Source organism: Providencia sp. PROV252 (genome assembly GCF_033676005.1).
In the GTDB taxonomy this organism is placed as follows: domain Bacteria; phylum Pseudomonadota; class Gammaproteobacteria; order Enterobacterales; family Enterobacteriaceae; genus Providencia; species Providencia vermicola.
The window spans coordinates 2,206,348-2,220,620 of the sequence record NZ_CP096294.1; the positions used below are offsets into that span (position 1 = coordinate 2,206,348).

The following is a 14,273-nucleotide window of genomic DNA, read 5'->3' on the forward strand; positions in this document are numbered from 1 at the left end:
CGATGAAAAAAAGCGTAAACATGTCTTTTCATGCAGGAACACCCACAATACAAGTTACGGATAACCGGGACTTGACTATTCGCCATCTACAGTATTATCGGGAACCAAAGCAACCTACAGATCTTGATGAACGAGTCACATTACAGCAGTTAAACATACAGGGGTATTTAGTCAGTTCAGCTGATCCTCGGTTAGGCTCAAGCAAGATAAACAACATGATTTCCCGCTATAATTTAATGGGAGAGACTCTGTTCACTCATGGGGTTGATGTGGGAGATTCCGTTGCGCTAAATGATATTGAGGGACGTTTATTATTTAGCATTGATGCGAATGGCATTCGTCGAACTTGCCAATATGAGGCCAAAATGACGTTGGGCCGTCCTATTAGCATCTCGGAACAAATAAATAACGAAGCTCCTTATATCAGCGAATGCTTTATTTATGCAGGTTCCTCCATTGACGAACAAAAAGCAAATTTGGCAGGGGCCTGTGTTGGTCACTATGACACAGCGGGGTTATTAGTATTAAAACAGGTTTCCCTTCAAGGGAAGCCGTTGTTAACGACTCGTCAATTTATACTGAAAATTGAAGAGAGGGAAACGGATGTTAATTGGACGAATAATGAAGAAAAACAAAAACTTGAAACGGAAGAGTATGGCTATCAAATACACGTTGATGCCACAGGGAGTTTGCTGAAATCTATCGATGCGAAAGGCAATCAGCAACGCTACGCATACAATATTGCTGGGCAACTTAAACATCATTGGCTAACTATTAATGGTCAAAAAGAGCGTTCGGTGATTCAATCGGTTGAATATTTAGCATCAGGGCAAAAACAGCAAGAAGAATTGGGTAATCATGTGCTCACACAGTATGAATATGAGCCACAAACACAGCGTTTATTGCGCGTCAAAACACAACGACCCAATACTAATTCACTAGGCTTCAAACTTTTCCAAGATATCCATTATGAATATGATCCTGTGGGAAATAGGACAAGTATGCGTAATGATGCAGAAAAAACACGTTTTTGGCGTAACCAAAAAATCCCCCCTGAACAGTGCTATCAATATGATTCATTATACCAACTGGTTAGTGCTACAGGGCGTGAAATGGCGAATATTGGGCAACAACATCATCAAATACCTCACTATGTGCCTTTTGATAATGCAACTTATACCCAATATATTCGGCATTATGTTTATGACCGAGGAGGAAACCTAACCAACATCCATCATCACTCTCCTGCCACCAATCAAAGTTATATAATACAAATGACGGTAAGCGATAAGAGTAACCGTGCCATCAGTAAGTCATTAGCCACGGAATCAAACCAGGTTGATGATTTTTTCACTTTAAATGGCCAGCAAAAACAGCTGATGAAAGGACTATATCTCAATTGGAACCCGCGTCAGGAGTTACAACATGTTTCCAGCCTAAGCTTGAATGAACATTATCGTTATGACAGCGCAAGTCAGCGTGTTTTCAAAATGAGTCAACAAGATCATTCTTGTGTCCAAACAAGGTATTTAACGGATTTGGAAGTCAACATTACACAACGAAATGACATCATAAAAGAACGTTTACAGGTCGTTAACATCGGGGGGGAAGATAATGTTCAAGTGCACGTTTTACACTGGGAGGATAACGCGCCTGATGGTATCAAGAATAATTTATGGCGTTACAGTTTTGATTTTTGGGCTGGTAATGGGGGTTTAGAGTTAGATGAAGAGGGGCGAATTCTCAGCCAGGAGGAGTTTTATCCTTATGGCGGTACAGCTGTTTGGTTGGCAAGTAATCAGGTAGAAGCTGATTATAAAATACGACGTTATTCAGGTAAAGAACGTGATAAGACTGGGTTGTATTATTATGGTTACCGTTACTACCAACCGTGGGTTGGTCGTTGGTTAAGTGCCGACCCCTTGGGAACGGTGGATGGGCTGAATTTCTACCGAATGTCTCGTAATAACCCGATCAACTATCATGACCCTAATGGCCTATTTCCTTTTCATTTGCTTAATCCATTACATTGGGTCAGAGAGTTAAGGCGAAGATCAGCAGAAAGAAAAACGGCAGAAAATGCAGATTATAGTTATATTTTCATGGCTAATGGCCGTTATTGGAACAATCGTTTTAATGATAAAGCGAGCTTTGATCGGGTCACACATAAAAATATTGAGTACTTACGCAAGGTTACCTCACCATTGAATGAGGCGGAATCAAGTTTTGTTGAACGATTTACCAAATTGAATTTTACATTACTTCATGCGTCAAAGACGGATTTTATGGTTAATGGCGAGGTCACATTTAAGTCAAGAGTCGCATTACGAAATAATAATATTATTGATTACACACATAATCACACCAGCTATTCAGATGAAATGAATTTACAAACAAAGGAATTTGTTTTTTTCTCACTAGGTATTGAGGCGGCAGAAGGTAAGCAGGTTAGCCGATTTGGCGATAAATTATATTATACCCCTTTAAATAGTGTCGAAAACGAACAATACATGCCGTATTCACATATTTCGATTAATGACACTTTAAACTACAACACGCGACAATTCTCAAGGCGCTTAGGGCGTACGTTTGGTCGTGATGATGGCAATACCCTTAAAGAAGAAAGAATTGCTAAAGAAGCTAGCGAAACGGTCTATGCCTACCATAATTTTAAAGAAGCAATCGCGTTAAGGATGATCAACTCTGCAAAGTTACTTTCTCCAGCAGGATATAGCCGAATAGTTAATACTCAGAGCAATCAAGAGTTTGATATGTTTATGTCATTATTATTTCGTCCTCAACTTCTCGTTCCGAGAGAATTAAAATCAAAAAATACCACAATAAAATCAATTCAGCATAGGCCTGAACTCATGGGGACATGTTAGGAGGTAATTAATTTCTTTGTAATATAAGGAGAAACATGACTTTTTTATTGTCAACAAAAACACCAACAATCGATGTTGTTGATAATCGAGGACTAAATATACGAACGTTTGAATATCATCGACACCCTAATGCACTGAATATGACTGATGAGCGAATTTCATACCAGCAGTTTAATATAAAAGGGCATTTGTACAAAAGTACTGACCCACGTTTACATATTCATGTCCAAGCTAATTTTTGCTATCACTATGATCTGTTGGGAACACTACTTTATTCAAATGGCGTTGATAATGGTGAGGTACGACGGCTAAATGATATTGAAGGGCGTTTGTTAGTCAGTATTGATGCTAATAATATTTGGCGTACGTGTGATTACGAGGGTAAAAACACGTTAGGGAGATTAATTCGTTGCCTAGAACGTGACGCTGTCACTATTGTGAGTGATTATTTTGTTTATGCAGGTAATTCTCCTGTAGAGCAGGCAAACAACTTAGCAGGACACTGCATTTCCCACTATGACCCCGCAGGGTTATTACAGCTGAACCAAATATCCCTCACGGGATCGCCGCTTTCAACTGCTCGGTGTTTTATTCAAGATGCCGAGAATGCGGAAGTCATTGCAAATTGGCGGCAGGGTGAAATGGATAATACGCTTTCGCAAGAGATTTTTGTTAATCAAAAGGCCTATGATGCGACAGGTTCTATATTATTGACGCAGGATGCGAAAGGCCATCAGCAGCGCTTATTTTATGATATTGCGGGGCAGTGTATAGGGCATTGGCTAACGATTTCGAGTGAGCCCGAACGGGTTCTCGTTCAATCCATCACTTATACCGCCAATGGAAATATTGTGCGAGAGGAATGGGGGAATGGAGTGGTTTCATGGAATGATTATGAACCTCAAACCCAACGTTTAATTCGCTCTCGAACAGAGCGACCAGTAGCCCATCCTCTCGGTTTTAAACGCCTACAAGATTTACGTTATCAATATGATCCCGTAGGGAATATTGTTTGTATTTACAATAATGCTGAACCTGTACGCTTTTGGCGAAACCAAAAAATAGAGCCGAAACAAAGCTTTGTCTATGATAGTTTATATCAATTGGTGAGTGCATCAGGGCGTGAAATGGCAAGCAATATCACGGAAAAGACCAAACTACCCAGATATTGTTCGTTCGACAGTATGACTATCACCCAATATTTTCGTACCTATCAGTATGATCGCAGTGGCAATTTAATACAGATCCACCATCGAGCTCCTGCGACAAACCAATGCTATACCCAATCAATGACCACAAGTACGCACAGTAATCGCGCTGTTCTCGATTCACTTACTGCACACAGTGATGAAGTTGACCACTTTTTTACACCAAGCGGACAGCAGACACAGTTATTTCAAGGGCAATGCCTTGACTGGACGGTGCGGCAAGAATTACGACAGGTTTATCAGGGAGAGGTTAATGAACATTATCGTTATGATTCGAATAGTCAGCGTGTTTTAAAGGTTAGCCAACAAAAATCAAATAGTTACCAAACCTATTATTTAGACGACTTAGAATTGCGTTACAAACAAATTCATGGAAAAGAAGCAGAGCAACTACAACTGATTGTTGTAGGGAATGCGGGAATTGCATCTATTCGCGCTTTGCATTGGACAAACAGAAGGGCAGATATAATTAAAAATAACGTAATACGTTACAGTATTAATGCGTTAGCGGGGAGTGGTGATTTAGAACTGGATCAATCAGGGCAATTGATGAGTTATGAAGAGTATTATCCCTATGGTGGAACTGCAATATGGGCAGCACGCAGTGCGCTTGAAGGGGAAGATAAGACACATCGTTATTCAGGTAAAGAACGGGATGCAACAGGGCTTTACTATTATGGTTATCGCTATTATCAGCCATGGTGTGGGCGTTGGTTAAGTGCCGACCCTGGTGGAACTGTCGATGGATTGAATTTGTTTCGAATGGCAAGGAATAACCCACTGAAATATAAAGATAATAATGGGCTAAACCCGTTTAATCAAATTGTTGAATATTATCATCGGCGCATTGATGAAAAGGCTAAAATAAGAGCCAATGAAAGCTATAAAATCATGTCGACAGGTACAGATTGGGTTTCACGCGATGATGATTCAATCCCGTTTATGGACCTCGATTCTTTCAATGCAATGACGCAGGATAATATGCAGAATTTACGCCTTGCTGTGGGTGAAATCAGGGGCGATTCGTTAGAATTTGTGAATAATTTCAACGAATTAAAATTTGACTTAATTCATTTCACAGATAAACGATTTTTAGAACGTGGTAGTCATGCCGTTTTTCGTTCCCGAGATAGCTTGCTAGACAAAATGCTGATCCGCTCTGACCACACGAACACCACAGATTTCGATTTTGTGGGTTTAAAAACAAAAGATTTTGTTTTTTTCTCTCTCGGTGTTGAGGGAGTGACAGGGAAAATGGGTAGCCGATTTGGTGATTTAAAATATGTTACCCCACTAAATTCAGTGCGTGATTATAAGTATTTAAAATATGGGCATATGGCAATTAATGATACGATGCTGTTTGATAAAAGAATGACATCACAAGGTAGGCTTGTTGACAAATTTCGAGGTGATCTGTGTGCTGCCGCAACATTAACTCATGAAAAAATTGCAACAAAACCCAGTGATACGCTTTATCCGTATAGTGATTTTAAAGAAGCACTTGCATTACGCATCGTCAAATCAACGCGATTACTCAACAAACATTCGCAACAAATTGTTTTCTCAACAACTTCAGACGCAGAATTCGATAATTTAATTTCCCTTTTTTACCGCCCTCAAATTCTTGTCCCGAAAAAATTACATTCGAAGAATACTCGAATTGTACAAGGGCAGAGAATGAATATTCATTAATGATTTGAATATAAAGGAAAATAATATGAATTTGTCTTTGTTTACATCAACACCATTAGTGGTTGTAAGGGATAATCGAGGAAATAAAATCCGGAAAATTGACTATTATAGGCATCCTAATTTTGCAGAGCAGACCGAGGAGCGTATTGAGTTTTATCAATTTAACACTCATGGTTTCTTAGCAACCGTTGCTGACCCGCGGCAATATGTAAAACAACAAGTTAATTTCAATTATAGATATAACCTTTTGGGGTTTTCACTGCAAACTCAGGGAATAGATAACGGTACGGTGAGGGTTCTTAATGATTCTGCAGGACGTTTGTTATTAAGTCTTGATGCCAATAATTTATGGCGTACTTTTGTTTATGAAACGTCAGCGTCTTTAGGCCGGTTAACGTGTATTTGGGAAAAAACTGCCGAGCAGGGGGAGCGTATTAGTGATTACCTTGAATATGCAGGGAACTCACTTCACGAGCAAAATGCTAATTTGTCTGGTCAATGTATTCGTCACTATGATACGGCTGGGCTATTGCAAATAGGCCAAATCTCTCTCACTGGGGAGGCAATTCACATTACAAGAAAGTTAATTCAATCACTTGATAATCAAGATTTTTATGTTAACTGGAATACAAATGACCGAGATGGGATGTTAAATCCTGAGCCTTTTTGTACAGAACTAAAAAATGATGCAACTGGGGCTAACATTCTTAGTATAAACGCAAAGGGGCATCAACAGCGTTTACATTATGATATCGCAGGGCAGTTACAATTTTGTGGGTTAACCATAAAAGGCGAGATTACACAATGCATGATCAAATCAATAGAGTATTCCGCAGCTGGGCAAAAACTGTGTGAAAAATTGGGAAATGGTGTTGTGACATATTATGAATATGAACCACAAACACAACGGCTTATTCGGTTTAGCACTGAACGAGCAAATAATCACGAATTGGGTTTTAAATGTTTTCAGGATTTGCGTTATCAATATGACCCCGTCGGAAATATATTATGTATTCGTAATGATGCAGAGCAAACACGTTTTTGGCAAAATCAAAAAATAGAGCCTGAACAAAGGTTTACATACGATACACTGTATCAGTTAGTGAGTGTAACAGGCCGCGAAATGGCGAATATTAATCAGCAAAGGCATGCATCTCCTCAACGTTTTATGTTCGATAGTTCAATGTACACCTATTACAATCGCACATATCATTATGATAAATCAGGTAATTTAATCGAATCCCGCCATCGCACTCCAGCAATACATAGCGGCTATACAATAAAAATGACGGTCAGTGATAGAAGTAACCGCGCAATAGATTATTCATTGGCGATGGAAGCTAAAGATGTTGATGCATTTTTCACGCAGAGTGGACAGCAAAAGCAATTAATGAAGGGCCAAACGCTGGATTGGACTGTACGTCAAGAATTACTGAGTATGAGGGGGGAAACGATTTACGAACAATACCGTTATGGTAGCGACCACCAACGAATTTTTAAACTCACCGAACATAATCAACAAATAGCGACTGTCATTTACTTACCTAATCTCGAACTAAAAAATATTAACCATCAAGAGAAACTTCAGGTTATCCATATCAATGAAACCAATGGAATGCGGGTTCAGGTTTTGCATTGGGAACAAGGAAAACCCAAAGAAATAGATAATAATTCAATACGTTATTCTATTGATTCATTTAATGGCAATAGCGGATTAGAGCTAGATAGCCAAGGTAACTTAATTAGCCTAGAAGAATACTACCCCTATGGAGGGACTGCAGTATGGCTTGTACGTAATGACGTTGAAGCGGATTACAAAACGATACGCTATTCAGGAAAAGAACTTGATGCAACAGGGTTATATTACTACGGTCATCGCTATTATCAACCATGGTGTGGTCGTTGGCTAAGTGCAGACCCTGGCGGAACAGTCGATGGTTTAAATCTTTTTAGAATGACGAGAAATAACCCATTAAAATACCAAGATAATGATGGTCTTAACCCAATTGACCGCGTTGTAGGATATTACCAGCAGTATAATAATTACCGGGCAAAATCACGTGCCAACCAGAGCTACCAGATTATGTCTTTAGGTGAACGATGGTTAGATAATAATAGCTATCGCCCTGTTTTTAATAACTTAGAGACATTTTTTGCGCATACTCAGGAAAATATGGTTCAGATTAGGACTAAGGTAGGTGACCTGAGTGATGATGAGAGAGGTTTTGTTGATAACTTTACTAAGCTAGATTTCACCTTACTGCATTTTTCAGACCAACAATTTCTTAAACCCCATAACCGTGCAACGTTTCGTTCAAGAAATGAGCTCATCAAGAAAGGGATCTTATCTGCGTGTGAAACCAATACCACACCAAGCGATGTACTGAACTTGAAAACGGTTGATTTTGCTTTTTTCTCATTAGGGATCAGAGGAGTGCGCGGAAAAACACGGAGTGAATTCGGTGATAACCTGTACGTCACTTCTGTAGATGATATCACGGGCTATAAGTATATGAATTATAGCCATATGGCTATCAATGATACCTTGGACTTTTATCGCAGAGAAACGGATATAAAACGTTTAACAGCACGCTTTCCTGATGACTCATCAGGTGTCGCCGCACTAAAAAGTGAAACGATCGCAGAGAGTGCGATTAACACGTTGTATTCATTTCAAGATTTTAGAACAGCACTTGCTTTAAGAATCGTGGACTCAGCACGTTTGCTTTCCTCTGAGTCACAGTTAAGTGTTTATGAAACCTCAACCAATGACAGTTTTGACCAATTAATTTCGTTATTTTACCGTCCTCAAATGCTTGTTCCTAAGAAATTAAAATCCAAGGCAACGACGGTGTCTAATGTTCGGCTTAACTAATGGGGTCAAATTAAACGTTTTTTAAAGGAGGAAAAATGGATGAATTTTCAATGGGGAAAACACCTTCAATAACGATTACTGATAATCGCGGGCTCAATATTCGGTTAATTGAGTATTATCGCCACCCAGAGACCCCCGAAATAACAGATGAAAGACTCACCTTTCAGTCAGTTGATATTCGTGGATTTCTGCTTGGGATAAGTGATCCTCGTTTACAGGAGAAAACGTCTTTCAATTTTCGTTTTAAAGCAGATTTGTCAGGCCTTGTATTGGTGAGTGAAGGCGTAGATAACGGACAAACGGTGACGATTAACGATATAGAGAGTCGATTATTAGTGAGTATTGATGCTAATGGTGTTACCCGTACTTATGACTATGAAGATAGTACTTCCTTAGGTAGGCCATTGTGCTTAAAAGAAAAATTGGCTGGTGGAAAGACTCGAGTAACCGAATGTTTCGAATATGCGGATAATTCCATTATTTATCAAAATATTAATTTATGCGGCCAATGCATTTTCCACTACGATACGGTAGGATTATTGCAATTAGACCAAGTCTCATTATTGGGAAAAGCGATTTCACAAACTCGACGTTTAATCCAACATGCTGAAGATGCTGAATATGAGGTGGATTGGCAAACTGATGAAAGGGAGGAACAACTTGCGGTTAGCCAATTTGTCAGTTATTGCATCACGGATGCAACAGGGGCAAACTTAGTGACTGAAGACACTAAGGGCAATCAACATCGGCAATCTTATGATATTGCAGGGCAATTAAAAACCTACAGCTTAAAAATTAAAAACGCGTTAGAGCGGTGGGTTGCAAAAGAGATACAGTATTCTCCTTCAGGTTTGAAAACCAGTGAAGAACTCGGTAATGGCATTGTTGCAAACTACGAATATGAAGCACAGACTCAATATTTAGTTCGTGTGAAAACCCAAAGGCCAACGGATCATTTATTGGGGTTTAAATTAATTCAAGACTTAATTTATCAGTATGATCCCGTGGGCAATGTTGTTTGTGTTCGTGATCAGGCGGGGCAAACACGTTTTTGGCACAACCAAAAAGTTGAGGCAAGACAAGAGTTTCAGTATGACTCATTGTATCAATTAGTCAGCGCGTCTGGGCGTGAAATGGCAAACCAAGTTTACCAATCTTCAGCACCTTCCCGTTGTTTTTCGTTTGATAATGCAACCTATACGCGATATTTCCGTACTTATTGTTATGATAATAGCGGTAATTTAACGAAAATTTCCCATCGCTCACCCGCAACAAACCAACGTTATTCAACACAAATAATCACTAGCAATCAGAGTAATCGCGCAGTATTAAACGAATTGGCTTCAAGCGCAGAAAAAGTCGATGAGTTATTTACTGCAGCGGGGCAACAGAAAACACTGCTTCAAGGCCAACACCTTAACTGGACAACTCACCAGGAACTTCGCTCTGTCAAAAGCGCTGACGCTATAGAACATTACTGTTATGACCATCAATACCAACGAACAGTGAAAGTGACTGAACGTTCGGGACAAAAAATGAAAGTGATATATTTACCGAACTTAGAGTTAAGAAATCGCAACGATGATGAAATATTACAAGTGATTACGGTTAATAGCTTGATTGGGGTACAGTTTCAAGTTTTACATTGGGAATGTGGCAAGCCAAAAGGGGTTGCCAATAATGCCATGCATTATTCACTTAGTTCATTAACGGGAAACCAAGGAATTGAACTTGATAACGAAGGAAATATCCTTAGCCAAGAAGAATATTATCCTTATGGCGGAACAGCAACTTGGTTGGCAGATAATACCTCTTTAGCAGGTTATAAAACGCGGCACTATGGTAATAAGGAACTTGATATGACAGGGTTATATTATTATGGTCGCCGTTACTACCAACCATGGATTGGGCGCTGGCTGAGTGCTGACCCTCTGGGTGCTGCTGACGGGAATAATTTATACCGTATGGCGCGCAATAACCCAATGACATATTATGACGAACAAGGGCAATACCCTAAAATTGCTCATTATATTTGGCTTGGTCACAAAGAACTTCCCGCTGATGGCATCAGTAATATTGCCAGCTTTAAACATAATAACCCTCAATATCAGATTAATTTGTGGAGTGATAACCCAACAAAGTTGAAAAATAATCTCATTGAACGAGGTTATAGCCAAGCGATATTCAATGTTATCAATGTTCAAAAACCTGCCCCATTTGATTATCAATATCAAGCAGCGATTAACCGAGAATCGACTAATACAACCTATGCGAATTATGCGGCTGCATCAGATATGTTAAGAATCGGTATTTTAAGGCGGTTTGGTGGGTTATATATGGATATTGATGTTATGGTCGATGGCCCAATTGGGGAAATTAGACCACTTTTAGACAACCAAGACGAACTTCCCGATCTGCTAATTCATCATGGGAGGGATTACAAAGGAAAAACTGCCTTAGGTAATGCCGTTATTGCAGCCAAAAAGAATGCATTTAGTCTACACAGTGTAATGCGTTATATTCGCTATCTTTATACGCATAATGGGGTAGAGCCTTTTCTTGACGTTGTGCCCCAAAGCAAATTTGATACCTTGACGGCTAAAAAGAATTATTATTACCCTAATATTCCTTGGTCAGTTCTCATGTGGCAAGGAAAGCGTTTAATTCCACATATGCGCCGCAATATTACAGTCGATGGTACAGGCCCTGGTATGTTTGTCAGTTGGATCCGCTCCAGTTGCCCATTTGATAAAAGCATGCGAGCGCGAAAACTCATCAATCAGTCAGGCTTTTTTGGTCATAGAGCATCACTAACAAGTTGGGGGTTTGGGCTTAATGCAGATGGGCAAACATGGTATAAACCCCGCAAAGCTCGACGCACTTCTATCTAAAATTTAACCTCAATCTGGATAAAAAATAAGTGAGATTGGGGTTAGCAACTTGTTTGGCGAGCATCACCGCTTGTGCTGCATTTAGTCACGGGGGGATCTTGAACTAATATAGATAAGTAAAATTCACTAAGTGACTGTTTATCAGAGTGTTCTACTAGAAAATTTAGCTTATTTACCGTAATTTGGCTGAATACATTTCCGCCAAAGATGCTTTTACGATGAAAAAACGTATTTTATTGCTGATTTTGTTTACCAGTTTTAGCTATGCAAAATCCAACTATCATAATAATTCCTCCCGTCATGATACACAAGTTGTGCATATCTGTGCATTATCACCATTTTCTGAATTTTATGCAGAAGCTGCGTTTTCAGAACAAAATGCACGGCAAAAAACGTCTCGTCGCTGTGAGTTAGGGCAAGGGAAAGGCAGTATTTTTTGTAAAGCCAAAGATGCGAAATGTAGCACCAGCAAAATATCATTCAATGGTGATTATCTCGAAGAGAGCATGTTTGTATACACAAAAACATGGCAAAAGGGAGAGTATCTTGAAATTGATGAAAATATTCCTAACTTATCCCGTTATGATTTTGCAGATAAAATTGCCTCTTACAGTATTCCTGATGGCTGGACAGTGCGTTTTTATGAAGGGGTTAATTATACAGGGAAATACCACACAGAATCGGGTGGCGAGCACAACGCATTAGGTTATGGTGAGAAAATACGCTCCATTAAAATCATACGTCGTTGATTATGTGAGTACATAAGGTCAGAGAACCTGACCTTATTCGTTATTTAAGATTCTAACATATTAACGAATTGGCTGTTTATTCAATGACTAACAGCCAGTTTTGTTCTGCCATTACCTTACCATTAATTTGCAACTGTATTTGCTGTTTTCCTGCATAATATTGTCTTGTGGTGATGGGCTTAACCGTGTGTTTTTTTTCTAGGGTGAGGGTTTCATGGGCACCGAGCGTCATTGTGCGTAGCTTAAATACCTTTGGCGCTGTTTTTCCGTTCGCTTTCATAAAACCAATAATATAATCGATCACCAAATTTTGCGGTTTATCACTGAATGAACGTAGAGAAAGCTCAAGTATTAAATTTTCACCGAGTTTAATATTTGGAGTGACATTAAATTGTTCAATAGAAACTTGCGCCCCATGTTCCACACCAATAAGTGCCAACGCGTTGTGGTTTCCTTGTTTAATTAGCGTTCTTAATGCTTGTTTAGTGATCCATTTGATATATTGCTGTTCTTGTGGTGTATTGGCCTGTTGTTTCCATTCAGTCAGTAGTTGTGTCACGTAGCTAGGGTGGTCTTTCGAAATATCATTAAGGTGGTTGGCCACGCTTTTGCGGACATATAACTCACTATCAAACTTAAGTGCATCTAAAATTGGGCGAGTGATGATAGGGTTTTGGATAAACGCATGTAATTTCTCACCCCAAGGGAGGCGAGAACGAGTACCTTCAGATGCCAAACGGCGCACATGGACATTATCATCAATAGTGCATTTGGTTAGAAAGCTCATGGTTTCATTAGGGTATTGCTTGATAAAAGGGCGAATGGCCCATTCAGAGGTAAAATAGGTGGTGAGCAATTTTAAGGCATCGAGTGAAATGTCGTAGTGTGCTAAACCTTGTACTTGAATAAACTCAGCCAATGGCCAAATAGCAAATCCTTGTAATTTATTTTGTTTTAGCACCGAAATAATGATTTTAAGTGCGCTAGGGTAGTCAGATGGCAGTGCGGTAATTAAAACGTCTCGGATCGCATGGACTCGTGCTTTCATTTCAAGTTGGGACATTTTAGAGGCTAAATCATGCAATGTTTTTGCATTAAATTCTGGGTATTCAACACTAATGAGTTCAGCAAGTCGCTGTAACATCGCTTCATTAAAATGGTGCTTAAATGCTTTATCATTTTGTTCTTCGATTACACTCGTCATACCCATTCCCACCTCGCTATTTAAAGGAATATATTGCCTGAAATTGCCTTGGCAGAATATGCTATTTTTGTATTTTAGCAGGAAAAAACTTGTACTAGACCAATCAGTCCAGTACAGTAGTGCCATGAATAAACACACAGAACACGATACACGTGAACATCTTTTAGCTACGGGTGAGCGCCTTTGTCTGCATCTTGGTTTTACGGGGATGGGGCTTAGTGAACTTTTAAAAACTGCACAAGTACCTAAAGGATCGTTTTACCATTATTTTCGCTCTAAAGAAGCGTTTGGTGTTGCGATGTTAGAACGTTATTACACAGACTATTTACAACGCCTAACAAAGCACTTCGAACAAGGAGCAGGGAATTACGGCGACCGATTTTTAGCTTATTATGGTGAAATGCTGCAACAGGTCTGCCAGGTGGGGCATATTAATGGTTGCCTCACGGTAAAATTATCAGCTGAAGTGTGTGACTTATCTGAAGATATGAATAAAGCGATGGATGCGGGGGTTCGGCAAATTATTGGTTTGCTTGCGGATGCCTTAGAAAAAGGTCGCCAAGAAAAATCACTTTATTTTATGGGGGATCCTTTATCAAAGGCTCAAGTTTTCTATGCGCTTTGGTTAGGGGCAAATTTACAATCAAAAATTACACGTAGCACGGTTCCATTGGAAAACGCGTTGGAACATGTAAAGAATACACTTCAGACGCCAAATAGTTAAATGGCGTTTTTATTTCTCTAATTACTAGTCGACTGGTCTAATATG

Annotated in this window: 7 protein-coding genes; 6 read left to right on the forward strand and 1 reads right to left on the reverse strand. The window is 39.4% G+C overall.

What is annotated here, in order from left to right:
* The first annotated feature begins 2 nt into the window (after positions 1-2).
* From M1F05_RS10140 to M1F05_RS10160, 5 genes are all read left to right on the forward strand, one after another.
* Positions 3-2,885, forward strand: coding sequence for an RHS repeat-associated core domain-containing protein (locus M1F05_RS10140; RefSeq protein ID WP_206086045.1), 2,883 nt, complete (start codon positions 3-5; stop codon positions 2,883-2,885).
* Between the two features lie 35 nt (positions 2,886-2,920).
* Positions 2,921-5,785 (forward strand): RHS repeat-associated core domain-containing protein, encoded by a 2,865-nt coding sequence (locus M1F05_RS10145; RefSeq protein WP_206086046.1) that lies wholly within the window; start codon positions 2,921-2,923, stop codon positions 5,783-5,785.
* 25 nt (positions 5,786-5,810) lie between these two features.
* Complete coding sequence (locus tag M1F05_RS10150; RefSeq protein ID WP_206086047.1) at positions 5,811-8,660, forward strand: RHS repeat-associated core domain-containing protein; 2,850 nt, start codon at positions 5,811-5,813, stop codon at positions 8,658-8,660.
* Between the two features lie 35 nt (positions 8,661-8,695).
* On the forward strand, positions 8,696-11,551 hold the full coding sequence (locus tag M1F05_RS10155) for an RHS repeat-associated core domain-containing protein (protein ID WP_206086048.1): 2,856 nt from the start codon (positions 8,696-8,698) through the stop codon (positions 11,549-11,551).
* Between the two features lie 218 nt (positions 11,552-11,769).
* Positions 11,770-12,300, forward strand: a complete 531-nt coding sequence (locus tag M1F05_RS10160) for a beta/gamma crystallin-related protein (protein ID WP_206086049.1) — start codon at positions 11,770-11,772, stop codon at positions 12,298-12,300.
* Between the two features lie 76 nt (positions 12,301-12,376).
* Here M1F05_RS10160 and M1F05_RS10165 read toward each other — a convergent pair whose 3' ends face one another.
* A complete protein-coding gene (locus tag M1F05_RS10165) occupies positions 12,377-13,504 on the reverse strand; it encodes a DNA alkylation repair protein (protein WP_206086050.1) in 1,128 nt (375 codons plus the stop codon).
* Positions 13,505-13,628: 124 nt separating this feature from the next.
* Here M1F05_RS10165 and M1F05_RS10170 point away from each other — a divergent pair, with 124 nt between their 5' ends.
* Positions 13,629-14,228 carry a TetR/AcrR family transcriptional regulator gene (locus M1F05_RS10170; RefSeq protein WP_206086051.1) on the forward strand — a complete coding sequence of 200 codons (600 nt, stop codon included), beginning with the start codon at positions 13,629-13,631 and terminating at the stop codon, positions 14,226-14,228.
* Positions 14,229-14,273: the final 45 nt, after the last annotated feature.